Annotated in this window: 13 protein-coding genes; 4 read left to right on the top strand and 9 right to left on the bottom strand. The window is 63.0% G+C overall.

Annotated elements, in window-relative coordinates:
* Positions 1-18: 18 nt before the first annotated feature.
* The 4 genes from HMPREF0291_RS00800 to HMPREF0291_RS00785 are packed head-to-tail and all read left to right on the top strand — an operon-like array spanning position 19 to position 4,476.
* Positions 19-999: an ABC transporter ATP-binding protein gene (locus tag HMPREF0291_RS00800; RefSeq protein WP_005286452.1), complete on the top strand. Its 981-nt coding sequence runs from the start codon at positions 19-21 to the stop codon at positions 997-999.
* 33 nt (positions 1,000-1,032) lie between these two features.
* Complete coding sequence (locus HMPREF0291_RS00795; protein ID WP_005286449.1) at positions 1,033-2,094, top strand: ABC transporter substrate-binding protein; 1,062 nt, start codon at positions 1,033-1,035, stop codon at positions 2,092-2,094.
* A 32-nt stretch (positions 2,095-2,126) separates the two neighbouring features.
* Complete coding sequence (locus tag HMPREF0291_RS00790) at positions 2,127-3,785, top strand: ABC transporter permease (protein ID WP_005286445.1); 1,659 nt, start codon at positions 2,127-2,129, stop codon at positions 3,783-3,785.
* 34 nt (positions 3,786-3,819) lie between these two features.
* The gene (locus tag HMPREF0291_RS00785) at positions 3,820-4,476 is read left to right on the top strand and encodes a metallophosphoesterase family protein (RefSeq protein ID WP_050748762.1); all 657 of its coding nucleotides are present in this window, start codon (positions 3,820-3,822) and stop codon (positions 4,474-4,476) included.
* Positions 4,477-4,546: 70 nt separating this feature from the next.
* Here the strand turns inward: HMPREF0291_RS00785 and metX are convergent, their stop codons facing one another.
* The 9 genes from metX to HMPREF0291_RS00735 form a co-directional block, all read right to left on the bottom strand.
* Complete coding sequence (metX, locus tag HMPREF0291_RS00780; RefSeq protein WP_005286439.1) at positions 4,547-5,689, bottom strand: homoserine O-acetyltransferase MetX; 1,143 nt, start codon at positions 5,687-5,689, stop codon at positions 4,547-4,549.
* A complete protein-coding gene (locus HMPREF0291_RS00775) occupies positions 5,686-7,005 on the bottom strand; it encodes an O-acetylhomoserine/O-acetylserine sulfhydrylase (protein ID WP_005286436.1) in 1,320 nt (439 codons plus the stop codon). Before HMPREF0291_RS00775 ends, metX begins: the two co-directional genes overlap by 4 nt.
* A gap of 62 nt (positions 7,006-7,067) precedes the next feature.
* Positions 7,068-8,672 (bottom strand): hypothetical protein, encoded by a 1,605-nt coding sequence (locus tag HMPREF0291_RS11150; RefSeq protein WP_005286432.1) that lies wholly within the window; start codon positions 8,670-8,672, stop codon positions 7,068-7,070.
* Entirely contained in the window at positions 8,669-12,127 is a 3,459-nt protein-coding gene (locus HMPREF0291_RS00760) for a DUF5682 family protein (RefSeq protein ID WP_005286429.1), read from the bottom strand. The genes HMPREF0291_RS11150 and HMPREF0291_RS00760 overlap by 4 nt, the downstream gene beginning before the upstream one ends.
* Before the next feature lies 1 nt (position 12,128).
* The gene (locus tag HMPREF0291_RS00755; RefSeq protein ID WP_005286427.1) at positions 12,129-13,229 is read right to left on the bottom strand and encodes an ATP-binding protein; all 1,101 of its coding nucleotides are present in this window, start codon (positions 13,227-13,229) and stop codon (positions 12,129-12,131) included.
* A complete protein-coding gene (locus HMPREF0291_RS00750) occupies positions 13,226-17,812 on the bottom strand; it encodes a hypothetical protein (protein WP_005286424.1) in 4,587 nt (1,528 codons plus the stop codon). Before HMPREF0291_RS00750 ends, HMPREF0291_RS00755 begins: the two co-directional genes overlap by 4 nt.
* Entirely contained in the window at positions 17,809-22,404 is a 4,596-nt protein-coding gene (locus HMPREF0291_RS00745; protein WP_005286421.1) for a hypothetical protein, read from the bottom strand. The genes HMPREF0291_RS00750 and HMPREF0291_RS00745 overlap by 4 nt, the downstream gene beginning before the upstream one ends.
* On the bottom strand, positions 22,397-23,296 hold the full coding sequence (locus HMPREF0291_RS00740) for a DUF4132 domain-containing protein (protein ID WP_005286419.1): 900 nt from the start codon (positions 23,294-23,296) through the stop codon (positions 22,397-22,399). The genes HMPREF0291_RS00745 and HMPREF0291_RS00740 overlap by 8 nt, the downstream gene beginning before the upstream one ends.
* 102 nt (positions 23,297-23,398) lie before the next feature.
* On the bottom strand, positions 23,399-25,618 hold the full coding sequence (locus HMPREF0291_RS00735; protein ID WP_005286416.1) for an NADP-dependent isocitrate dehydrogenase: 2,220 nt from the start codon (positions 25,616-25,618) through the stop codon (positions 23,399-23,401).
* Positions 25,619-25,684 lie beyond the last annotated feature (66 nt).

Here is a 25,684-nt window from a genome sequence, read left to right as displayed (position 1 = left end):
CTTAACGCTGGAGCAGGTATGGATAGTTCGCACGTCTCATTGCGCGGAGTGCGCCGCGAGTTCGCTGACGGAACGGGGTTGCACAAAACCTCGCTGGACATCGCGAAAGGTGAATTTGTCTCAATACTCGGCCCGTCTGGATGTGGAAAGTCGACGCTATTGAGGTGCATCGGTGGACTTGAGACACCGGACGACGGAGTTATTGAGTTTGCAGGCAACGAAGTGTTCGGTCCCAACACCAATGTCCCAGTAAACAAACGCAACCTGTCGATGGTGTTCCAAGATCTCGCGCTATGGCCGCATATGACGGTGGCCAAGAACGTGGAATTCCCGCTGACCACTGGAAATCAGAAAGTGGCAAAAGCGGAGCGCGAAGAACGCGTTGCGCGGGCAATGGACATGGTGGGAATCGGCGCCAAAGCCGAGCAACGCCCGAACGAATTGTCCGGTGGTCAACAGCAGCGCGTTGCTATTGCACGTGCATTGGTGTCCGATCCAGAGCTGTTGCTCATGGACGAGCCGCTGTCTGCCTTGGATGCGGCCCTGCGCACACAGATTCGTTCGGAGCTGACCCGCTTGGCGTACGAGCTGAACCTGACCGTCATTTACGTCACGCACGACCAGTCCGAGGCGTTGGCCATGTCGGACCGCGTCGCCGTGATGAATGCTGGCAACGTCCGCCAATTCGCCGACCCGGTCGAGCTGTACGACCACCCGGCAGATGACTTTGTCGCCGGTTTCGTCGGTGTGACCAACACCCACGAAACGCTTCCGACGAACCGCCCCGAGGACCTCGAGGTCACTCCCCTCGATGGAAAGCGACCGGACACGCAACCGGCGAACTCCATCATCGGCGAGGTGGTGGAGAGCCAATACACCGGTGGACGCTACGAGGTCCGCTGTGTGGTGCCCGGTGCCGCCGATCCATGGCTGGCTTACTCGCGGCACCGCCTCGGCCGAGGTGACAAGGTCCTGCTGACGGTCACCTCGCATTCCTAAATTTTCCCGTTTTTCAACAAGGAGTTTGCTTTCATGAAGAAGTTTGCTGCTGCACTCGTCGGCATTGGTACCGCTCTCGGCTTGGTCGCCTGCGGATCTGTTGAATCGAACGATGATGCTGGATCCACCGGCAACGATGACACCGCCTCCACTGCTGAACAGTGGCAGGCACCGGACGGGTTGTCCGGTTCCATCGACTACTACTCGGCAAACCCGCAGGGTCTTACCGATGCTCTGGTGGAAGCGTTCCAGGAACGCACTGACGTGACCGTCAACGTCTTCGCTGGTACGACCGGTGAAGTCACTGCGAAGATCAAGGCAGAAGAGGCTAACCCTCAGGCTGATGTCGTTTACCTCGCTTCCTGGAGCGCAGCGGACAAGCAGTCTGAAGGTGGCGCACTAGAGGAGTACAAGCCGGAGAATATCGACTCCGCGAACGCTGATTGGAACGCATCCGACGACACGTTCCATGGTCGTGACGGCTCTGCCTTGGCTCTAGTTGCCAACACCGATGTAGTCACTGACATGCCCAAGGACTGGGAGGATCTCGCTGACGAGAAGTACAAGGACCAGGTGATCATGCCGGATCCTCGCGAGTCTGGCACCGCGGCTGACCTGATTGCCGCCATGGTGTCCCAGTGGGGCGAAGACAAAACCTGGGAACTCTTTGACAATCTCTTTGACAACGGCATGATCGTTCAAGGCGCCAACGGCCCGGCTCTTGACCAGGTCACCTCTGGTTCCAAGGGCATTGTCCTCGGCGGCGTGGACTACTCGGCTTACTCCGCTAAAGACAAGGGTGAGCCGATTGAGGTCATCATCCCGTCCTCCGGTACCACGGTGACCCCTCGCCCGGTCATGATCATGAAGTCTTCCGACAACATGGACGCAGCAAAGGCGTTTGTCGACTTCATGTTCTCCGAAGAAGCACAGCAGATTTCTGCTTCCAAGAACATGATTCCCGCTAACAAGAACGTGGATCCGAAGAACGGCCCGAAGCTCGACGAGATTGATCAAATCTCCGACGATTGGTCTGCAATTTCCTCTGAATCGAAGGATCTCCGTGACAAATTCGCTGAGCGCTACCTCTCCTAGGCCGCCAGAGAGTAAGGACAAGTTCTAAGGCGATGAGAACGAGAGCTAAAACTAACGCCGGTGTGTACCCGGTGCTGCTGATCTTGCTAGTGCTGGTTGCGGCGCCGCTCGTGTCCGTCCTGGTCACCGCAGTGACGGGCTACCGGGACGAGGATTCTGCACTGCACACCCTCTTCCGTCCCGAAATGCTTCGGGTCATCTGGAACACAGTTTGGCTTTCGTTCCTCGTCGTCATGTTCTCCACCCTCTTCGCTGCTCCGCTAGCCTTCCTTCGCGCTTGGACACCCATGCGGAAGGCAGAATGGGTAGAGGTCATGATCATGATCCCGTTCATGACGCCGCCTTTTGCCGCAGCTCTGGCGTGGATGGACTTCACACGCCTGCGCGGCGTTGCGGACATGCTCCTCGGCCCCGCGCTCGGTGACGCGGTCCGTTCCGCGATCAACTCGGTGTGGGGTATGGGCTTCATCATGGCGGCGGAACTCTTCCCGTTCCTGTATCTCATCCTCAGAAATGCCTTCGCCTCTATTCCGGCTTCGCAGCTGGAAATGGCGCAAGTGGCAGGGGCGAGTCGCTGGCAGCAATTCAGCCGTGTGGTCGCTCCCATTGTGCTCGGGCCGTACTCGCTAGGAGCACTCATTGTCTTCATTAAGGCCGCGGGTGAGTTCGGTACTCCGGTCACGCTCGGTAACGCGATCGGGTACCCGGTTCTCGTTTCCTCTATCTACCAAGATGTGACCATCGATCCGCTGAACTTCTCAAAGGCTGCTGCATCCTCGAGTGTTCTGTTCACACTGGGCGTGCTCGCTTGGGGTACTCAGCAGTGGGTTGCACGTACTGACTTGGTGAGCGGTGGCCGGGTCTCCCGGGCTGTGCACCTGAACCCCTCGCGCCCCGCGATGGTTGTGGCTTGGATCTACGCTGCGGTGGTGTTCATCCTGTGTGTGGTGATTCCCTACATCTCTATCATCCTCGCGTCGATGACGATCCTGCGTTCAAAGCCGCCGACACTCAACAACCTGACTTTCGATTACTTCAAGATTGTCCTCCAGATGCCGTCCGGGCAGGAGGCGCTAACGCGTTCCATTGCGCTTGGTGCAATTGGTGCAACGACAGCGGTTGTGCTTGCTCTTGCAGTAACGATCTTCACATTGCGTAACCGCACGCTGTCTTCCCGCTTGAGCGACTTCCTTGCAGTGGCTCCCGATACTGTTCCCGGAATCGTGCTCGCGATCGGTTTCATCTTGCTGTGGAACTCTCCGCGTTTGCCGTTTACCCCTTACGGCTCGCAAATCATCCTTGTGATGGCATTCACTGTGCTGTTTGTCCCCATGGCGGTGCAAAACATCAAGACTTCAGCGGTGTCCATGTCGCCGACACTCAGCGAGGCATCCGCCGTTTCGGGTGCTACGCGATGGCAAACGTTCACACGCATCACACTCCCCATGCTTGCCCCAGGAATTTTCGCAGGCTGGCTGCTGGCGTTCTTCGTGGGCATCCGCGAGCTGGTCATGTCGTCTCTGATTAGGCCGTCGAACATCAACCTGCTCGCACCCTGGATCATGAACCAGTTCGAGCAGGGACACAGAGCCGAAGCAATGGCGATGACCCTGATCGGTGTGGGTACATCGACTGCGGTCCTGGTGCTCATCCGATGGTGGCAGGGGCGTGCAAGCCACCAAGCCCGCTAGAGGAACCCTACAGTTTTCGGTTACGGTTCATCTTGTGAGTTCTGTAGCAGTCCTTGCTGACGTACACCTTGGCCGCAAACAGACCGGAGACAAGAAAACCGGGCCCGGAATTGAATGGGCCCTAGAGACCCTTGATCATGCGGCCGCTGCCGGGGCGAGCCACCTTGTCGTGGTCGGTGACATCATCGACCGCAAGCGCTACACCGAGGCCACGTACTCTGAGGTGGCTGCATTCTTCAGCCGTGGGCTCGAACTGTTCGAAACGGTGGTTTTCACCGCGGGCAACCATGACGTCTACCACGATCTCGGCGCCGTCATTCCGCGGGGAGTCATTGTCTCCGGCACACAGCCACACACCATCGAGGTGGGTGAGTGGGCATTGCATTCCGCTGCTGTTGAGGTAGATAGGGACCCGCGCTCACTCGTGAGCGACTTTCCGCACCCTTTACCTCATGCCGTGAACCTTGGGTTGCTTCACACTTCGGTTACCGGCGAGTACTCCAAACACGATTGCCTTCCATGCACGACAGAGGAACTCCTCGCATGCGGGTACGACGCGTGGATCCTGGGCCATGTCCACTCGCAAATCACACTGAACCCTGAGCCTTTTATCGGCTGGGTAGGTATGGGGCGGGCGTATCTCATTGACGTGAACGACGGAGACGTCCGTGTGCAGAACCTGGTGGTGTAAGCACAGGCTGGCACCGCGTTACCTTTTCCGGAGGCTTTTGGTGCGTTCGAACGCATGGAGGGCTAAGCCCCTAGATGTCGTAGTTGCCCTGCTCCTTCGCTAAGTCGCTCGCGGACGGGGTCTGGTCCGCCATGGCAATGAAGTTGCGCAGGATGTGGCCCATTTGGCGGGTTTCCACTAGGAAGGCGTCGTGGCCGACGGGGGAGACGATCTTGTTCATCGCCAGCAGGTTGCCGATGTTGCGCGAGATGTGCTCTTGCTGGTGGAACGGGTAGAGGATGTCGGTGTCCACGCCGACGACCATCGTGGGCACGGTGATTTGTGCGAGCGCCCGGTTCAGTCCGCCGCGTCCGCGGCCGATGTCGTGGCGGGAGAGGGACTCGGTGATGGTGACGTAGGAGCCGGCGTCGAAACGCTCCACGAGCCGCTGGCCCTGGTAGTCGAGGTAGCTCTGCACGGCGAAGCGCTGCTGCCTGTCGCGGAAGGCGCCGAGGGGGTTCTCGCCTGGCTGGGCCATGGTGCCAAAACGCTCGTCAATCTCCAGCTCACCGCGGTAGGTCAGGTGCGCCAGCCTGCGTGCGGCGGACAGGCCTGCATCGGGGGAGCGGCCGGTGCCGTAGTAGTCGCCGCCCTGCCAGTCCGGGTCGCGCTCGATCGCGGAGATTTGCGCGGACTGGATGCCGATCTGCCAGGCGCTCGCGCGCGCAGACATGGCGATGACGCAGGCGTAGTTCGCCCAGTCCGGGTACATCAGCGTCCACTCGAGGGTGCGTGCGCCGCCCATGGAGCCGCCGATCACGGCGTGCATCGAGGTGATGCCGAGCGCCTCTAAGAAGTGGGCTTCGGTGCGCACATGATCGCGTATCGACGTCGCCGGGAACCGCGAGCCCCACTTCCCGCCGTCCGGGTGGTCGCTCGACGGGCCGGTCGTGCCAGAGCAGCCGCCGAGGACGTTCGTGCAGATGACGCAGAAGCGGTCCGTGTCGATAGGCGCGCCGGGGCCGATCAGCCCGTCCCACCACACGACGGCGTTGGAATCGCCGGTCAGGGCATGTTCCACAAGGATGAGGTTGTTGCGGCCATGGGGATCCCCGTGGAACTCACCCCACCGCTGGTAGGCGACAGTCACGTCGCGGATGACGGCACCAGCCTCCGTCTGGAAGTCACCGATCGGTTGGTGGGTGAGTTCGCCTTCGGGCGGAAGCGGGATCATGCGATGGCCGCGAATCCGTGCTCGAGATCGGCGATGATGTCGCGGACATCTTCAATACCGACGGACAGGCGGATCGTCGCCTGCGTGATGCCCGCGCGCGCCAGGCCCGCTTCGTTGGACTGCGAGTGCGTCGTCGACGCCGGGTGCACGACCAGCGAGCGCACATCGCCGACGTTGGCCAGGTTGGAGTGGAGCTTTAGTGCATCGATGAACGCCCAGGCAGACTCGCGGGACGCGTCCGCGATATCAAAGGACAGCACGGACCCGGTGTACTTCAGCCCGAGCTTCTCCTTCGTGGTGTAGTGCGGGGAGCTAGGCAGGCCAGCGAAGTTCACGGTGGCAACTTGCGGATTCGCATCCAGGAATTGTGCGACTTCCAGAGCGTTCGCGTTGTGCTTTTCGACGCGGAGGCCCAACGTATCCATCCCCTGCAGCGCCAACCACGCGTTGAAGGGGGAGATCGCCGCACCTGTGTCACGCAGGATGCCTGCGCGCGCCTTCACGGCATAGGCCGGCGCACCCAGATCCGCGTAGACGAGACCGTGGTACGCCGGGTCGGGGTTGGTGAAATAAGGGAAAACGTCTGCTCCGTCGCGTTGGACGGTCCAGTCGAAAGATCCGCCGTCGATAATCGCTCCGCCGAGCGCCGAGCCGTTGCCGGTGTAGAACTTCGTCGTGGAGACGACAACGATGTCCGCTCCGAGCTCAAGCGGCTTGACCAGCGCGGCTGTGGCCATCGTGTTATCCACGATGAGCGGGACACGGTTAGCGTGGGCGACGTCCGCGATGGCAGGAATGTCCAAGATGTCCGCGATCGGGTTGCCGAAGGTCTCGCCGTAGAACGCCTTCGTGTTGGGCTTGACTGCGGCCTCCCAGGAGGCCGGATCATCCGGATTGTCCACGAACGTGAACTCGATACCGAGGCGGGGGAGGGTGACCTCAAACAGCGTCTCGGTGCCGCCGTAAAGGCGCGGGGAGGTGACAATGTGGTCCCCGGCGCTGGCCAGGTTCGTGATTGCTGCAGTCTCCGCCGCCATGCCGGAGGCGAACGCCACTGCCGCGACACCGCCCTCCAGGGAGGCCAGACGGTTCTCGAACGCGTCCTGCGTCGGGTTGGTGATGCGGGTGTAGATCGGCCCCGGGTCAGCCAGCGCGAACCTCGCCTGCGCGTGCTCCGTGTCGTTGAAGACGTAGGAGGTGGTCATGTAGATCGGCTGGTTGCGTGCACCGAAGTCAGAGTCGACATTCTGGCCGGCGTGGACAGCGCGGGTATCAAAACCCCACTCGCCTGCAGCGCTGTTGTCGTATTGAGGCATATTTCCAACCTAGAAGCCCCCTGGTGCAGGGTGCAAGAAAGCCACGTGAATTTTATTCGTGGCTAACAGACGGCGGCAACAGCGAGCCAGCGGCGGGGGAGATCGCTCACGTCGGCGCGGAAACGCCCGTCGAACCCGCGGGTGCCTGCCGCGGCGGCATCGGCTAACCGCTCGAGGAGGTCCGCCCGGTGTCCGCTAGCGTGCGCGCGCAGCCAGGCGGCATCGGCCATGAGACGGTCACGGTTGGTTCCCGTCGCCCCGCGCCGCCCCTGCCTGGCGACAGCATCACGCCAGCGCCGCAGCACCGTCGCCGGCTCCACCCGCGATGATGCCACCGCCTTCGGCGCGACGTTTTGGGGGACACCGAGCCAATGCTCATTCGGCCGGTCCAGCCCGGGAAACACCCAGGTGCCGTCGTGGCCGACTCCGATGAGCACCCACGGGGACCGGCCCGGTTCTTCCGGCCGCCGCTCCCGCAGGCGCAGTTGGACTTGTGTTCCCACAGCGCTGGCCAGCACGCGCAACGCCGGGATGCCCAGCCGCTCAGCCGCCGTGGTGACCTGGCAGCGTAGCGGTCCATCTTCAGTCTCAACAACGAGTACCGGGTGCTGGCCGTCGTCTTCCACTCCAGCCAGGACGCCGTCACCGATCCACCAGCCCTGCGCTGGCACAGCGGTCTCATCCGGGGTGCGAGCGCTCGCGCGGACCTTCGCGCCACGGCCCAACCTGCCGTCGGCCGAGGCGGTGGCGTGGGTGAGCAGCAGCCCGCCGCGAGCAAGATCATGGTGGCTCAGCCCAAGTTCAGCAAACCCAGCGCTGGCGCGGTACGCCTGATCCACCTGTGTCTCATCCCCGGGAACCACAGACGGCAGCTGCCAGACGTAGCCGTCGCGTTCATCGACAAGGTAGGTGATCACGCCGGCGTAGCCAGACTTGGTCAACACTGGCTCGCACGCCCATCCGCGCAGCTTCAAACCACCCACCGGTTGGTAGGTTCGCCGCGCTGTGCCGACGGCATCGATGCTCAGTGTTTTCGTTTCGTGACCGTGCCGCAGTTGGTGGGTCGCTAACGTGGCATCGACCAATAGCGAGATGGCAGCCTCCGTCACTCGCCCGTCTGCACTACTCAATTCACCGTGCAGTCGGGCGAACGCCCCCGCCAATAACGGAAGGCGCTGCACTCGCCCAGCGGACACAGTCCAGAGGACCGACGAACTGTCCATCGCGGTGAGGCCGCCCAATCCGCGGTCAAGCAAGCCCCTTAAGCATTCTTCAGCGAGGGAAAGGGTGGCCAACTGGTCATCAGTGAGCGATAACGGCTCGTCGACGGATGCGGGATCTGCGGCGCCGTCCACGTCGGCGGGCTCGGACAATTCTGCGGGATCTGCGGTGTCGTCAGGGCTGGCCGCTGCAGGCGGGCAGGCCATGAGGACCTGGGCGAGGTGGAGACATCGTGGGCTGAGCAGGCAGTCGCATTCCGCACTGGCAGGCGGGTTCAGCGTCACAGTGGCGGTGCCGACGGTCGCGGTGGTGCCGCTGATCGTCCAACTGTCCGGGTCGGCGGAGCCCAGGCGCTTCTGCAGGCGGCCGGGGAGTGCCTCGATCGTGGCGGCGACAAAGGCCGGGTCCATGCCAGGCAGGTCGTGGCGGGAATCCGTGTGCGTCATTGCTGCACCTGCTCTGCCACCCACCGGGCCAGGGCTGTTGGGGAGACCGCGGAGACAGCCATGCCGACGTCCGCGAGCTGCCCGGCGATTCCTACGTTGTACCGGGCCTGCCCTGTGTCATCCAGGGCGGCGCACCCGAGTAGCCGCACCCCTGCATTGTTGAGCGCCTGAACGCGGGCCAACAACCTTTCCACGGAGCCGTATTCGTCGAAATCGCTGATGGTGATCAGCAGCGTGCGCGACGGCACAGTCACGTGCTCGTGGGCCACTGCCAGTGCTCCCGCGATGTTCGTGCCGCCGCCGATGTGGATCTCCAGCAGCAGAGATAGAGGGTCCGAGACATGCCCGCTGAGATCAATTACCTCGGTGGAGAACGCGAGGAACGTCACCGATAAAGCGTCTACCCCGGACAGGATGGAGGCAGTGAGCGCCGCGAACACTGTCGATGGCTCCATCGATGCAGACACATCCACGACAACGATGACATGCCACTCGGACCGTTTAGCGATGGGTTGGCGGAAGATCGGTGTGGCCACCACCAGCTGGGGTGCGCCGTCGCTGTCAAGCACAGCGTGGCGCAGATTGCGGTGAATCGTGCTCAGCGGGTCCAATTCCGGGGAGGGGCGTGTGCTGGGACGCCATCCTTGCAAGCCGCGCAGGGCGGGACGCAGCTGGCTGGCCAGCACCTGTGTCAGTTCCTCGACCATGCGCCGAAGCACCGGGCGCAGTTTGTCCAGGACGGATTCGGGCATGCCGCCAGCGAGGGTGAGAACGTCGCTTAGCAACTCCACGGATGCGCGCGGCTGCGTCTCTGTGAGCAGCTCCATGGCGTACGGGTGGCGCGTGTCTACCGCGGTGGCCGCGATGTCCTCGCGCACCTCTTCACCGAAGAGCGCGTCGAGCTCGTCGACCCAATCGCGTGCTGTGGGGTAGGGCGGTTCGTTGCCGGCGCGCCCGCCCATGGACCCGGCGGTGGAGCCTTCACCTTCGCCGCGTCCGTAAAGCTGGTCGAGACTGCGCGCCAAGCGGCGCTGGGTAGGGGACGGGTTTTCCTCACGTCGCCGTCCCAGCACCAAAGACCACCGCTGCGCCGGCGTCAGTGCCGCAGACGCCAGCCCGAGCCGCTGCAGGCGTTCCCAGGCGGCGATGTCGTCGGCTGCCCAGCGGCCGAGCTCTTCGACCGGCACGTTGACAGGGCGCGCCCGGTCAGCACCGACAGCGTCCATGAGACGTTCACGTTCGGCGGCGGACAGCGGGTCGAAACCGCCGCGCAACGCGGGAAGGCGGGCGATGAACACAGCCTCTTCGAGATCTTCGACGCCTTCGCGGAGGTCGTCGAGGAGGTCGGAATCGTCGGTAAGCAATTCGGGGCTCGCACTGATGAACCCCGTCAACCAGCGGCGCAGGTCCATCCGGCCCGAGGAGGTGGCGGCAGCACGGATTCGCGTAGCGATGCTGGGCAGATCCTCCGGTTGTGCCCCAAGCCGGTGCAATAGTGCGGTAGCTGCGCCCTGCATCAGCGGGGACGCATCTGCGACGAATCCTGTGAGGGTGTGCGCAAGCCGCACTCCGAAGTCGGTGTGCTGCAGCGCGACAAGATGCCCTAACGCGGCGGCATCGTCCGGTTCGTCGCTGCCTGCAAGCCCGCTGACTTGGGCGACCGCGGCGCGCGAGAGGATGTCCAGCGCTTCCGCGATCGCTTTACGACGCTCCGGCCCCACCCCCAGCATCCCCGCCACGGTTCCTTCGCTCATGGCCACTACGGCAGTGAGCACGCCTGCCAATGTGCTCACTCCGGCGCGACCTGGCAGCGTGTCTGCCACCGCACCCAGCCACCAGTCGAACTCGTCGAGCAGGCCCGCGGCGGCGGCATCCGCGAGACCCGTGGCGAGAACATAGTCGGCAGTCACGTCATCCGCATCGTCCACCGGGTTCGGCCGGCGTGCGCGCAGCGTGCCCGCCGCGACTTGTTCCACGGTCACTCCGTAGCGGGAGGCACGGGCGAGACTGGCATCGGTAGCGGCGTCATACAGCACCGTCCACCGCGTACTCACTGCCTGTGCGCCTCCGACACCAGCGACGTGGTCGGGAACGGCATAGCCGATCGCGGCGACTCGGCAGCGGTGTAAGAACACCTCGCGGCGGGTGTCCAGCGTGTCTTGCGGCGACGAGTTTTTCAGGCGCAGCGGCTCCAACGTGAGTTCGCGCGAGGGCTCCCCCGGTCCGGGCAAGCGCAGATCCTCAATCTGTGCGAGGAATTCGGGGGCCAATCCGGACTTCGGAGTACCCGGCGCAAGCTGGCCCACGTCAGCGCCCACGAGAATGCTTTGGGCGACCCGGGCGACGACGCGCCCGCGCCCGAGCACATCACCCTGGGCGAACACGCTTGTGCACGCTTCCAACAGCTCGCGGCGCCCCGGCACCGGGAGTGCCCGTAGCGCCGCGAGATCGAGCGCCATGCGGTGCGCCTCTTGGATCTCACCCGGGCCGCAGGGGTGCCCCTGCGCGCGGATGCCGGACGCCATGCGGGTCAGCAAAGTAGCCACGGCGTCCTCGAACGCAGCCCGGTCGCCCCCGTACTCCAGCACCGCCTCCTGCCAGCGCGGGTCGCGAATGCCCGAGGGATAGCCCGACCGAGAATCCAACAGCGCGTGAGAATACGGGACCAGGCTCGCCGTTGTTGTGCGGCTGTTCCGCAGCGGCTGAAGTTCGCTGAGCAGCGCGGCGTCCACTGTCGCGTCTTCGCTGATGCGGGTCTCGGTGAGCGCCGGGCTGTGCCACGCGCCCGTAACTGCCGCGATGCGGGGGCCGTGTTCGGCGCGGGCGCGGCGGATGCCCTCACGCATGGAGGCTTCGCGGGCAGCGGTACGGGCATCAAGCGGCTGGCCCTGCCGGTACGCCCAGCCGAAGGCCAACGCGGCGCGCCGGACCGCCTCGCCGCTCGCCCCGGCAGAAGGCACTTCGACTAGGCGGTCCCACGCGTCGTCGTGGTGGTCGGCGCCTACGTAGGTGTCAAGGAAGCGGCCCACGCTCGAGGTGGGGTGCTCGCTGACATCGGGTGTATCCCCCTCGGCTGGGCTCGCGCCGGGGGAGAGGTCCGCGCAGATAACCGGCACCCCGTGCGCGTGTGCCCAACGCAGTGCGGTGAGCTCCGGGCTGAAGTCAGCCAACGGCCAAAAACTGATCCCGCCGCCGTCATCAGCAACTGCGAACGCCATCGGTGCGACAGCATCGGGGTGGGTGATCCATTCGCACCACGGCGCTGCTTCTTCCGGTATTTCCAGCACCAGCGCATCCGGTTGCGCGTGGTCTAACAGCTCCGGCAGCACGCGTGAGAGCGACGGCGAATGGTGGCGCACACCGATCAGGTACACAGAATCGCCGGCGAGCTTATCGACGGCCCCCGCAACCTCCAGCTCCGCCCTTTCCGCGCGAATCACGTGGTCGGTGGCCATATCAGGCGAGTTCTTCGCGCTGGTCCCACAGGGTGCGCCACGGAGCGGCACCCTCCTCGGCCCGGCGGTGGACAACCGCATCCCAGTAGCCGCGCAAACGGTCAGCGTCAGCGGGGTCATCTTTGAGGACGACGCCGAGCAGGTGGCCGGCCAGGTCGCGCAAACCGTCGCTGCGGGCGGGGAAGTAGGCGGCCGACAAGGCGATCGAGGTGCTCACGGACACAGCTTCTGCGGTGGAGAGAACCGTGGTGGGCTTTTCCACGGGCCACCCTTCGCGGCTCACACCGGCGCGCAAGTCGCGGAACGCGGTGACCAGCACTTCCACCACGACATCGTCGACAGGCGTGTCGATCTGCGCAGTCTCCAGCGCCCGCTTTGTTTGGGCTGTCACGAGGGCGACTTCGGCGTCCAGGTCGGCGATCGGGTGGACCGTCTCAAAACTGAAGCGGCGCTTCAGAGCAGCACTCATCTCAGACACCCCTCGGTCGCGCAAGTTCGCTGTGCCGATGAGACCGAACCCTTCGGTCGCGGCGACGGACATATCCCCGAGCTCGGGGACAGCGATGCGGCGCTCCGACAGCAGCGACACTAGCGAGTCCTGGACCTCCGGCAGGCAGCGGGTGATCTCCTCGATCCGGGCGATCTGGCCTTGCTCCATGGCGCGCATCACAGGGCTGGGCACCAGCGCCTCCCGCGTCGGCCCCTGGCCCAGCAGCATGGCGTAGTTCCAGCCATAGCGCAGCTGATCCTCGGTCGTGCCGGCGGTGCCCTGCACGACCAGCGCGGAGGTTCCGCAGATCGCGGCCGACAGCAGCTCCGAGAGCATGGACTTGGCGGTGCCGGGCTCACCGACGAGCATGAGTCCGCGCGAGCCGGCGAGTGTGATCACGCAGCGTTCCACAAGTGCGGGATCGCCCACATATTTCGGCGCAATGGTCAGTTTCGAGCGGCCGGCCTTCAAATCGGCCCCGCCCATGATGAACGTGACCACGGCACGCGGCGTGAGCCGCCACCCCGGCGGACGCGTGCCGGTGTCCCAGCGCTCCAGAAACTCCAATTCTTTGGCGTAGCGCTCTTCAGCGAGCACGACCTGTTGCGTCATCGGCGTCTCCTTCGGGTGGTTTCCAGTTCGGCGAAACGCGGTGCATCCTCACCTTGCGAGCGCTCCCAGCACGCGGCGAACCAATCCGGCGGCGGCAGCGGTGCCACCGGAATACCCAACTGGGGTTCGTACACGCCACGGTATCCCGTCGGCTCGATGGCGAACGCACTGAGCTTCCACAGCTCGATGGGCAACTCCGGAGCAGTCGCATCGATCCAGCCGCCCATGAGGAAGAAACTGCGCCCTGAACGGGGCCGTTTCCCGGCCACAACGACATCGGCGGCGACCAGCTCATCACCCGCGCGGGTGATGTCGGCCTTCTTCCAGTTGTTCCAGCGGCGCACGTTGGCGTCTGTGGGATCCGGCCATGCCAGCAATTGCAGGTAGTAGCGGGCGGCATCCTCGCTGACGCCCAGTGCAGCAGCCGCCTCCGCCACCAGGCCAGGCGCGGAGACGAGAGGGTCGCGCGGCTCGCCGTCGCCCGGTTGCCGCAGCCACTCGGCGAAGGCAGTCAGAGCCCCGCGCACATGGTAGACGGCCGCCTGGACAACCAACCTCCGCTCGGAGTCCCTCAAGTCCCTGGCCCACTCACGTGCCACTGCCAAGTCGGGGTCAGCCGGGTCGGTGATTCCGGTGAAGTCGAGGTACACCCAGTCTGACGAGGACTCCTGGAACAGGGTGAATCGACCCGACTGGATGGTCTTGTGGCTCTCATCGCCGGGCACCCTCTCCGGCACACCGATGGCGCGGCGCAGCTTGCTGCAGGACTTGTCGCCCCAGGCGACACCGATCATTACGTGGTCGATTCCCCTCGGGTTCGCGTGCAACCGTTCAGCGTAGTCCGCTAGCACGGGACGCAGCGGGTCAGAAAGATCCAGCTCGCTCGCTACCCAGAAAAGGGCGGCCATCTCCTCAGCCCACGCGGTCTCCGAGTCGTCGCCGTCCGCGTGCCGGCCAGCGACCACGCGCTGCGTCACCTCTTCCGGTAGCGTCTTCGGTTTCCGGTCCGCGATGTGGGGTGGCAGCGCAGGAAGGTAAGCGGGTCCGTGTTGGGACCAGAACTGGGCCATGGATGCGGTGTCCAAACCGTCGTCAAGCAGTGTGCTGGCATCTTCGGGCACACCCGCAGCCAACACACCAAGGAATTGCTCGCTTTGGTCCCACAGCCGCTCCCGGGCGAGCTTCGCTTCATCCACCTTCAACCCCATGGCGGTGCGCAGTTCCTTCGACAGGAAGTTGACCTCAAGTGCGCGGAAGTTGGGAAACCCGGCCATGATCAAGTGCGCATCCGCCAGCGGCGATCCAGTGGCGGCGGCGAAAGCTTCGCCTGGCTCCGGCGACCACGGCAGCGGGCCCTCGGCACTGATCCGCTCAAGCAGAGCATCGAAAACCGGCTCAAGATCGGTGCGCGAGGCAGGGATCTCCGCACGATCCTTCAGCGGAACCGCTTGACCACCCGCCGTCACAGGTTCGCTGCCCGCAGCCCGAACAATCACCTCGTCACGCGTGAAGGGCGAGAGAAGGTTCTTCGACTGAGGCGGTAGTTGCTTGTCCCGGCTTGCCGGGTACGGGATGCTTTGATACGTCTCCACCACGAGGTTCTCTGCTCCCAGAACACCTGCGTCACGCATCACCGTCCATAGTTCCTTCAACCCCTGGACTTCTTCTGCAGTCCGGCCGGGGATCGCCGCGAGGGCGAGCAAAGCATCGCCGAAACCGAGCAGGTGCATCCAGTCGCTGCTGCCATGACGGCGGTAGTCGAATTGCGGTTTTGTGGATACGTGACGGTCGTGCAGCCCCAGCTCCGACGCGCCTTTCCAAATGTCAACGGCATCGAAGGCATCCAGCTTAAACCGTTTGACGGGATCAACAACGTGCCGGTGCTCCGCAAAGGTCGGGGCCGGTGTCAATGTTTCTGCCTGTGTCTCCGCGTCCGGCTGCGGCCAGGAGTTAGTCACGTCATGAACAACGCACGCGATGGCATAGCGCAGTACCGGATCTTCCAGACCAAGCAGGTCGCCGACCGCTGTGCACAGCTTCTCGGTGACCCTCGCAGCTTGCTCGGCGTGCGCGTGGTCAATCAGCGGGCGCACGTCGTCGGCGGTGATCGACCGCAAACGGTCGCTTACCTCCTGTTCGCGTACGCGAGTGTGGTGCCACCACATAGCGCAGTCGGAATCGGTGCCGCGCAGCGGGATCGGCGCGAGATCGTCTGGGTCTACAACTGCCGGGTCCGAAGCCCATGTGGAAAGAATCCAAGTACCCCCGCCTGGGCGGCGCAAAGTGCCCTGCGCAACTCTGGCGGAGGCACCGGTGACGGTGTATTCGGTTCCGTCTGCGTCCACGATCAGGCAGAAGTCCGGGTCATCTGGGCGAGTGAACACCGCGTGCCGGTGATAGCCTGCCGCAGTGGAAAAGGGCGAATCGGCCGTCACATCTGTCACCGGGCGATGCTGCGAACGCTGCGGATCGAGCACAAGGTCTGGGTGACGGCGGCGTTGCCCCTCCATCCAGTCAGGTAAAGAGGCGCGCCCTGTCGCACCGGTGTTTGGGTCAATCTCCAGCACCTTTTCGTCCGTGACCAGCCATACTCGCTCACCATCCACAAAGAAGTGCTCGCTGCCCCTGGCCCACGTCGATTGACCGGGGCGCATGATCACTCCCTCGGCGAACAACCGCCCGCCGGGTACCGGCACGGAGACGTTCAACCATTGGCTATCAAAGTGTTTCAGGTTGCTCGACATGCCCTTCGGGGCCTCGGGCCACCACACCCGGGGGTTGTTATCGTGATACGTCGCCAGCCCGAACTGGCCGTCGACTTCCTTCACGTCGAAAATGCTGTTACCGGTCCAATTTGGGATCGTGGTGGAGGTTCGGCCGCGCAGGTATGTGATGCCAGATCTGTTCTCCACAATGACACCGGGCCAACAATCGCTGGAGTCAAGCCACGTGGAAAGTTGTCTGCACTCCCCATAGTCTTTCTGGGCCTGTTCCAGCTCAGGCCAGCCGAGTTCGTCGGGCAAGCCGCGGCGCAGTGACTCGGCCAGCGGTACGGCCGGGTCGCGGTGGATGACCCGGACTCGGTCGAGGAGCGATTGGATTTCAGGGTCATTGACGTGCTCAAAACCCCGGACGAACCCGGTGATACGTGTCAGCAGTTCGACTGGCGGGATACCAGTTTCAAGCTTTTCGACGCGCTCACCGAGCAGTTCCAGCACCAAGGGGCGAAGGTGCGGATCGGAGGCGAGCGTGTCCACTATCTCGGGGTAGGCCAGGCAGGCGGTAATTCCTTCGATCATGTCTTCGCGCAGTGACTCGTCTGCAGCGAGATGGGGCAGGGGTTCCCGATCCGGTCGGCGGGCCCACCTCCCGAGAGCAATGTATTCAGCCTGTTCGTGATGAGAGAAGGCGAAGGGGATGCCGGAGGCGGCAACTTGCTCGACTACGGCGGCGGGAAGATAGCTCAGCCGGTCGTGGGGAAACGGCACCTCCTTCAGCCCGGCGTGCGGCAGGATGTCGGCCAGCACCGACGCTAGGTCCTCAGATTCGGTCGGGGGCCAGTCCCGCAGGATGGATTCAAACCACAGAATGCGCGGGACGAAGTCGGGGTGGTTGCCTTCTTTGACCTTGTCGAGCGCTCCTGTCTTGCTCAGCAGGTTCAACCACACGTCGGTGTCCACACCGTAGGGAGTGAGCGAAAGGAGACGGTCTACTAGGTCGTCCTCTTCCGCGACAGCCTGGCAAATCGCTTTCTCGTAGTTCTTCCAAAAATGCGCGCCGGCGTACTGGATTGATGCTGCCCGGAGCATCTCCTTGGCGATGGTGCGCTCTTCCGCTGCCGGATCCAATCCGGCAGCGGAGGCGAGCTTGGCCAACTCTTTTTTCATTCCGGCATGCGGTGTGAGACCACCGCGCACCCGTTCCACGCACAACGTGCGGTAGGTCTGGTACGCCTCGGCCGGCTCCATGCTTTCTGCGAGACGTTTCGCTTCGTTGCTGAGCTCCTTGGTGTTCATCGCACCCGCGTAGGCGAATTCCATCACGGCTTCGAGGTGGCGCTCTTCGTCGATAGGCAGCCGGTGGCGCTTTTCTGCATCGCGTGCGAGCGTGAACATTTGCGCTGCGAACCGGGGGTTCTCGGCCGCGATGCAGATTCGCCCGGCCTCTTCCAGGAACGTGGGTAGGAAGTGCGGCGCACTGTTGTCCAGCTTGGTCGCCAGTTCGTCGACGATCTCTTTGAAACGCTTTGGTTTCGTGTGCGCGTATCGGCCGGCCCGCTCAAGATCGGTGATCAAATTCAGCGCGTGGTGCGCGTTGGCTGGGTCGGTGAGAATCGGCCAGGCCGGAAAACCGATCGCCCGGCGGCGGATGTGGCCGACGTTGACTCGGTCGCGGGGGATGAGTCCGGTGACACCGAGGGCGAGATCCTCAGCTTTCACTAGAGCCTCTGGGACGAGCCGGACGATGGTGCGGTTCGGCAGCGCCGGGTGGGTGTAGCTCGCCGCGACGAGCGGTACGGACGTGTCCGTTGCATCGATTGTGATGCCGCCCTGTTCAAGGCGGACTGCACTGGGTTGCGTCATTGGCGCGTCCTCCGGGTGGTTTCCAGATCGCCGAACTGCGGTGTGTCATCACCACGGGAGCGTTCCCAGCACGCTGGGAGCCACAACGTGGGCGGAAGGGGCGCCACGGCCACTCCCAGCATTGGCCGGGGTTTGGTGAAGTCAGGCAAGACGGCCATGCCGAAAGCCTCCTTCTTCCACAGCTCCAGCGGCACGTGCGGGGGAGCGGCTTCAAGCCATCCGCCCGGCAAGAAGAAGTTGCGTCCAGAGCGAGTCCGCTTCGCTTCTAAGACGAGGTCTACCGCAGCGAGTTCTTTGCCCGCGCGGGTGATGTCGGCTTTCTTCCAGTTGTTCCAACGGCGCACGTTCGCGTCGGTCGGGTCTGGCCACGCAATCAATTGCAGGTAGTACCGCGCGGCGTCCTCACTGACGCTCAGCTCTGCGGCGGCGTCGGCAACAAGCTCAGGCACAACGACGAGCGGATCGTGAGGATCCCCCTCACCGTGTTCACGCAGCCACTGCGCATACGCGGACAGCCCGCCCGACAACCGCACATCGACCGCTGCAAGCGTCTGGACGTCACCGCCGAACGCGATACCCCACTGGCGCGCCAAGTTCAGATCGGGATCGTCCGGGTCAGTGATGTCGCTCAAATCCGCGTGCAAACTGTCTTGCCAGCGATTGGATTCGACGCGGAACCGTCCTGCCTTTTGCTGTTGCGATCCGATGCTCGCCTCCTCCGGGCCGGGAAGTCCGAGACGCTGGCGAACATGGGCGTAATCGCGAATGCGGCCGAGGTGAACGGAGTCCAGGCCAGCGGGGGACTGCGCCAACTCCTCGGCGTAGTCCGCCAAAGCGATGCGAAGTGGGTCGGACAGGCCCACATCGTTGGCGATCCAGAGCAGCATAGCCACCTCCTCGCCCCAGAACCTCTTGTCGTGCTTGCCCGCGATGACATCTCTGAAGGTGGTATTCCACATAGACTTCGGTCTGCGGTCGGCCAAAGTAGCGGCGGGCTTTTCGCGGGCAGAAGTGTCAGCGTGGAGCTGTTCGGGGGCAGGAGGGTGCCCGGGCCAGCGTGCCGCCATAGTCTGGCTGTCCAGTCCATGCTCCAGCAGTTCAGTTGGGTCTTCGGGGACACCGGCAGTAAGCACAGCCAAGAAGTGCTCGTTGACTTCTTGCAGCCTTCTTTTCGTATCCAGCGCTTCTTGGACTTTAAGGCCTAGTGCTGTGCGCAACTCTTTTGGCAGGTAGTTGTCTTCAAAATCAGCAAAGTTGGGGAAGCCGGCCATGATCAGGTGCGCATCGGTCACCGATACTCCGCTGGCGGCGGCGAACGCCTCGCCCGGTTCCGGTGACCACGGTTGGGGTCCGTTGGCCCTCACACGCTCCATTAGTGCATCAAAGAGTGGTTCAAGATCTGTGTGCCCTGGCGCGATCTCGCGCCGTTCCAGCAGCGTGAACGTGCGCCCTCTGCGGGCCACGGGCTTGCCGGAATCAGCACGCAACAGGGTGATCGTGTCGATGCCATGGTCAATCTCCAGTGTCCGCGGGGGAGCGACGTGGAGGAACGGGTCAAACCCGTCAGGTATTTGCAGGACATCAACAAACAGATTATCGGCGCCCACAAGGCCGGATTCGCGCAGCACGGACCACAGCTCCTTCAGGGCCCGGATCTCGCCAGCGGTGCGGCCCGGAATAGCGGCGAGAGCGAGAAGCGCATCGGTGTTGCCCAGCAAATCGCCCCACGAGTGCCGCAGACTAGGAAGGCGATCTTTTTGGGCGTGCTTGGGCAGCTCGCGGTCATGCAACCCGAGCGTTGCTGTGTCGCGCCAAATGGACATGACGTCGAACTTGGTCAAGTGCGTGTGCATTGCCGACGTGAGCACGCGCAGGTGGTGCTTCAGCGTTGGAGCGTCCAGAAGTGCGGGGGTCGGGGCTGAGGTGGCCCAGCCCGGCCACGAGTGCACCAAAGCATCGGCATGCTTGGCGACGGCATCGCGTACCGCAGAGTTGGGCAGCCCGAGCAGCGTGGAGACCGCCTCGTGGAACACGGTAATAGGGAGGCCAGGCGCCGAGATACGCTCGATCAGCGGGCGTAGCTCCTCTGCAGTGATCTGGCGTAACCGTGCACTGAGTTCGGGGTCACGCGGAACTGCGTGATGCCACCACAGGGGTGTTTCGAAGCCGATTCCATGGTGAACCGTGGGCATGAGGTCATCCGGGTCGAGGAGATATATGGTGCGGCCGTTTCCGGCAAGAACACGAGGTTGCCCGTCGGGTAAGCGAATGACACCGCGTACTAGGGGAGCGTACGTGCCGGTCACGTGATACTCGGCGCCGTCGGCATCGATGACGAGCTGGACATGCGGATCATCCGGCCGATAGAACACGGCGCTTCTGTGATAGCCGTCCGCAGTTGAGAAGAGTGAACCCGTGGTCTCGTCGGTGACGGGTCGCAGCTGCGAACGAGTCGGGTCAAAGACGAGATCGGGGTGGCGGCGGCGTTGTTCCTCGAACCAATCCGGTAAGGATTCGCGGCCCTTGGCGCCGGTTTTCGGATCAATCTCAACGACCTTGACGGTCTTGCGGTTGTCTTGGACCATCCAAAAGCGGTCTCCCTCGTTGAAGAACTGCTTGCTGCCGTCGCTCCACGTTGATCGGTCAGGGCGAATGATCGTACTCGCGTCGACAAGCCGCCCACCGGGAACGGGAATAGATTCATCCGGATCGTGGAACCAGGATTGACGTGTCCGGGCCACGAGCCGCTCGCCAGAACTAGACCAGTTGACGTAATTCTTTCCCGTGGAGAAGTCATGATCCATGATCGCGAACTGCCCCTCGACTTCAGTCACACCGTATATGGATGCGCCGGTCCAATTCTGGATGTCGTGGCTCGTGCGTCCGCACACATACGTGGCCTTGCTGTCGTTGTATGCCACGACACCCGGCCAGCACTCTTGCAGCCGTGCCCCATGGCGACCGTTGCCAGCGGTGTTGTTTTTGTACGCCTCCTCGAATTCTGGCCAGCCCAACTCATCGAGCAAACCGCGGCGCAGAGTCTCGGCGAGCACTTCGGCGAGATCGCTGTGATAGGCCCGCACACGGTCCAGCAAGGCTTGCACCTCCGCATCAGCAATGAACTCGAAGTGACGGACGAATGAGGTCACCGCGGTCAGCCTGTCAACCGTCGGCGGGGCCGACTCAAGTAGTTCAACCTGCTCAGTGAGCATTTCGATTAAGACGGGACGAAGGTCGGGGTCGGTGGACACAATCGTCACAACGTCCGGGGACGTGAGCGCACGCTCTATGCCGTTGATGAGATATTTCCGTAAATCCTCATGGGCGGCCAGGTGCGGCAAGGGGGCACGATCGTCGCTGTCTGCCCATGCCTTCACATCGATGGAGGTATTGGCGTCAGCATCGTTTACCTCGACCGCAACGTCGTGAACTGCCAACTGTTCGAGCGCTGCGGCACGCATCTCAGTGATTGTGCGACTGCACAACGTCACGGAGGTGCATCCTGCGTGCGGAAGAATGTCAGCAAGTACCTGCGCCAGCTTCGTGCTCGGTTCTTGATAATCCCACCACCCCCACCTGTGCCTGGAGGCGAATGACACAATGAGGGGCACGAACTCTGGATGGTTGCCATGTTTGACTAGTTCGAGTGCCCCGGAGGCGTCGAGAAGCTCCAGCCAGTTGTCATTCTTCGCTTCTTCCGGTGCCAGCGTCAGCAGGACGGCGCGCAGCTCCTCGTCCTTCGCTGCAGCCTTGCGGATCGCTGATTTGTAGTTCTTCCAAAAGCTCTCATTCGCGCGCTCGATGGAACCGATCCGCAGCAGTTCGGAGACGATGCGGACTTCTTCGTCGGCTGGTTTCAGTCCAGCTGCTTTCGCTAGTTTCGCCAGGTCCTTCTTCATTCCGGAGTAGGGAGTCAGACCACCGCGGATGCGTTCCACGCACAAGGTGCGGAACGTCTCGTAAGCGTCAGCCGGCTCTAACCGTTCGGAGAGGCTTTGAGCCTCAGCAGAGAGCGCTTTCGCACTGATGGCGCCAGCGTACGCGAACTCCATCAGGACGTCGCGGTGGCGCTGCTCGTCGATAGGTAGCGCGTAGCGGCGTTCGGCTTCACGCGCCCTACCGAACATTTGCGCGGCATAGGCGCTGTTTCCCACGCTCAAGTAGACGCGGGCAACCTGTTCTAGGAACGTCGGCAGAAAGTGCGGGGCGCTGTTCTCCAGCGATGCTGTCAGCTCTAAGATCTCTCGCTTGGTGGCGCCCGGCTTCGGACGTGCACGACGCATCGTTCGCTCCAAGTCGCCAACGAGGTTCAACGCATGCTCGGCATTGTCAGGATCGTTGAGGATAGGCCACGCCGGGAACCCGACCCCTTTTCGGCGCGTGTGGCCGACCGGAGTGCTTCCCTGTAACTCAACCCCGGACACCTCTAAGGCGAGGCGTTCTGCTTCCAGCAGTGGCTCCGGGATCAGCCGGACGATTGTGCGGCCGGGCAGGACAGGGTGCGTGAAGGTAGCCGCAGTCAGCGGGTAAGTAGTGTCGTCTGCCTGCAGCGTGATGCCGCCTTGTTCCAGGCGAGCTCGGTTGTCACTCATTTCCCTCCCCTTCGACTGACCGGCCTGCGTAAATGAATGTGGCCATGCGGACACCTTCGCTGTAGGCGACGGGGCCGAGTTCGCGCACGGGGACGGTCTCGCCGTCAACCTCCCACTGCAGTTCACCGGTCCAGGTTTCTACCTCTGGGTTCTCGTTCGCCCCGATCCAGTACCGGGCTTCCACAAGGCGGCCGGCTTCATGAATGCGTGCCACCGCGAATCCGCCCTTTATTCCGAATCCGGCGGTTTGTGCACGGCCGGTGGCAAAACGTCCTTGTTCGAAGCGACCATTCGCCCACGTGTCCAGCTTGGTCACGGCAGGCTCTGGAAGCGGGTCGGGCAGTTCATAGACAGCGCGTTGTAATTGGTCGAAGCGCTGCTCCACGCCGAGATCTGCGGCGAACTCCCGCAAATCAGCAAGATCTTCGAGCAGCGCGGGGTGGGGGATGAGGATCTCGTCCGACACGATGGTGCGGGTTTCGCCGTCTAGGTCGACGATGCCGAGGTGAATCTGGTCATCCGTCGCTGATGCATCCCGCAGAAACCCCGTTTCTTCAGCACCAGGATCTTCACCGTCAACCTGCTGGATGATGAGGTCGCGCAGCCAGGACTGCCATGTCTCATCCGGCCACACAGCCGCAATGACGGCGGTGGGGACAGGCAGCGAGCGCAGCAGCCAGGTTTCCACTGTTGAGCCGCATTCAGCGTCGTGGGACTGCAGCCACGTCAGCAGGTTGTCTAGCTCTAGGAATTCATCAGTTTTCTTCACCTTTGCAGGCACCGACTTCAGTACCTTGCCCTTGGCGTTACGTGCCCGGATCGCACCGTCTGCAATGGTCAGGGCGTATCCGTCGGGGGCTTGAATCCAAGTAGAGTCTGTGGGCTCAGTCATGGCCACAAACTTACCTGCTTCTCAGCTTCGGGGTGGGAGAGAAAAAGTGCGCCGCCAGCACCCCAGGCGGGGCTCCGGCGGCGCTAGTTGGCGCTCGTCGTTCTAGTCGTCTTCGGTTTTGTCAACGATCTTGTTGAAGGTCTCCGAGGGGCGCATGACCTTCGTAGTCTTGTCGTTGTCTGGCCAGTAGTAGCCGCCGAGGTCGGCGGGCTCACCCTGAACGTCGAGAAGCTCTTGCAGGATCTGCTCCTCGTTGTCGCCGAGGTCCTTTGCGATGGTTTCGAAGCCGGAGGCCAGTTCCGTGTCGTCCTCCTGGGAGGCGAGCTCTTCGGCCCAGTAGCGGGCGATCCAGTAGTGGGAGCCGCGGTCGTCGATCTCGTTCACCTTGCGCGATGGGGAGCGGCCCTCGTCGAGGAAGGTCTCAATCGCGCGGTCGAGAGTGTGGCCCAGAATGCCGGCGCGGGCGTTGTCGTTCTTCTCTTCCTCGTGGAAGAAGGACTCGGTCAACGCGAGGTATTCGCCGAGGGAGTCCCAGCGCAGGTGGTTTTCTTCCTGGACCTGCTGGACGTGCTTCGGGGCGGAGCCGCCGGCACCGGTCTCGAACAGGCCGCCGCCGGCCATGAGCGGGACGACAGAGAGCATCTTCGCCGACGTGCCCAGCTCGAGGATGGGGAACAGGTCGGTGTTGTAGTCGCGCAGGACGTTACCAGTGACGGAGATGGTGTCCTCACCGCGGCGGATGCGGTCGACCGTGGTCTGGGTGGCTTCCTCCGGGGACTGGGAGGAAATGTCCACGCCCTCGAGATCGTGCTCTTCGAGGTGCTTGTTCACCAGCGTGCGGATGTTGTTGTCGTGGTCGCGGGCCGGGTCGAGCCAGAAAATGGTCTTCATGCCGGACTTGCGTGCGCGGTCGACGGCCAGCTTGACCCAGTCCTTGATGGCGGGGCCGCGGGTGTGGCAGGCGCGCCAGATGTCGCCCTCTTCCACCTCGTGCTCCATGAGCACGTCGCCGCTCGAGGAGACGACCTGCATGGTGCCGTCGAAAGGCATCTTGAAGGTCTTGTTGTGGGAGCCGTACTCCTCTGCCTTCTGTGCCATGAGGCCGACGTTGGGGGAGGTGCCCATCGTGGTCGGGTCGTAGGCGCCGTTGGCGCGGCAGTCGTCGATGACCACCTGGTAGATGCCGGCGTAGGAGGAGTCCGGGATGACAGCCAGGGTGTCCTGCGGCCTATCGTCGGCGTTCCACATCTGGCCGGAGTTGCGGATCATGGCGGGCATGGAAGCATCCACGATGACATCAGAAGGCACGTGCAGGTTGGTGATGCCCTTGTGGGAGTTGACCTGCGCCAGGTCTGGCCCCTCGGCCATGGACTTGTCGAAGGCCTCACGGATCTCCGCGCCGTTCTCGAGGTTTTCCAGCCCGGAGTAGATAGCACCCAGGCCGGACTCGCCGTCCAGGCCAGCCTCCATGAGCTGCTCTCCGTACTGGTCGTAGACATCCTTGAAAAAGGCGCGTACTACGTGGCCGAACATGATGGGGTCCGAAACCTTCATCATAGTGGCCTTCAGGTGGATGGAGAACAAAACGCCTTCATCCTTTGCGCGCTGAATCGCGTTCAAAAGAAAGGCATCCAGTGCCTTGGCGGACATGAACGTCGCGTCCACAACATCGCCGCTATCGACCTGCATGTCGTCGCGGAAGACCTCTTCGCGGCCGTCTGCGCCCACGAGCTTCATGGTCAGGGTGTCGTCGTTGTCGAGGATGACGGACTTCTCGTTGTGGCGGAAGTCGTTGTCCTCCATCGTGGCCACGTTGGTCTTGGAATCGGAGGACCACTCACCCATGGAGTGGGGGTTCTTGCGTGCGAAGTTCTTCACCGAGCGGGGCGCACGACGGTCAGAGTTGCCCTGGCGGAGAACCGGGTTCACAGCGGAGCCCTTCACAGCGTCATAGCGGGACTTGATGTCCTTCTCCTCGTCGCTGGACGGGTTAGCTGGGTAATCCGGAATCTTGAATCCGGCGTCCTGCAACTCCTTGATGGCGTTCTTCAGCTGGACCAGGGAAGCAGAGATGTTCGGCAGCTTCACAATGTTGGCTTCCGGCGTCTCCGCCAACTCACCGAGCTTTGCTAGGTCGTCGTTGACGCGCTGGTCCTCGTCGAGGTAATCCGGGAACTGCGCAAGGATGCGGCCTGCCAGCGAAATGTCGCACGTTTCCACGTCCACGCCAGCGTTCGACGCGAAGGCTTCGACAATCGGTTTGAGGGAGTAAGTTGCCAGCAGGGGGGCTTCATCCGTCTGCGTCCAAATGATCTTGGCCATGGTTCACCTCAATTAATAGGAGCTATTCGTTTCGCTCCCACACTACCTATTTGGTCAAACCTGCGC

This window comes from Corynebacterium genitalium ATCC 33030 (assembly GCF_000143825.1).
Taxonomy (GTDB): domain Bacteria; phylum Actinomycetota; class Actinomycetes; order Mycobacteriales; family Mycobacteriaceae; genus Corynebacterium; species Corynebacterium genitalium.
This window is presented reverse-complemented; position numbering and strand designations above follow the sequence as displayed.

Excerpts from the sequence above, each read along its gene's own strand:
- metX (WP_005286439.1), bottom strand. The coding sequence starts at position 5,689 with ATGATCCCGCTTCCGCCCGAAGGCGAACTCACCCACCAACCGATCGGT.
- HMPREF0291_RS11150 (WP_005286432.1), bottom strand. The coding sequence starts at position 8,672 with ATGACGCACACGGATTCCCGCCACGACCTGCCTGGCATGGACCCGGCC.
- HMPREF0291_RS00760 (WP_005286429.1), bottom strand. The coding sequence starts at position 12,127 with ATGGCCACCGACCACGTGATTCGCGCGGAAAGGGCGGAGCTGGAGGTT.
- HMPREF0291_RS00795 (WP_005286449.1), top strand. The coding sequence starts at position 1,033 with ATGAAGAAGTTTGCTGCTGCACTCGTCGGCATTGGTACCGCTCTCGGC.
- HMPREF0291_RS00800 (WP_005286452.1), top strand. The coding sequence starts at position 19 with ATGGATAGTTCGCACGTCTCATTGCGCGGAGTGCGCCGCGAGTTCGCT.
- HMPREF0291_RS00745 (WP_005286421.1), bottom strand. The coding sequence starts at position 22,404 with ATGAGTGACAACCGAGCTCGCCTGGAACAAGGCGGCATCACGCTGCAG.
- HMPREF0291_RS00735 (WP_005286416.1), bottom strand. The coding sequence starts at position 25,618 with ATGGCCAAGATCATTTGGACGCAGACGGATGAAGCCCCCCTGCTGGCA.
- HMPREF0291_RS00755 (WP_005286427.1), bottom strand. The coding sequence starts at position 13,229 with ATGACGCAACAGGTCGTGCTCGCTGAAGAGCGCTACGCCAAAGAATTG.
- HMPREF0291_RS00790 (WP_005286445.1), top strand. The coding sequence starts at position 2,127 with ATGAGAACGAGAGCTAAAACTAACGCCGGTGTGTACCCGGTGCTGCTG.
- HMPREF0291_RS00740 (WP_005286419.1), bottom strand. The coding sequence starts at position 23,296 with ATGACTGAGCCCACAGACTCTACTTGGATTCAAGCCCCCGACGGATAC.
- HMPREF0291_RS00750 (WP_005286424.1), bottom strand. The coding sequence starts at position 17,812 with ATGACGCAACCCAGTGCAGTCCGCCTTGAACAGGGCGGCATCACAATC.
- HMPREF0291_RS00775 (WP_005286436.1), bottom strand. The coding sequence starts at position 7,005 with ATGCCTCAATACGACAACAGCGCTGCAGGCGAGTGGGGTTTTGATACC.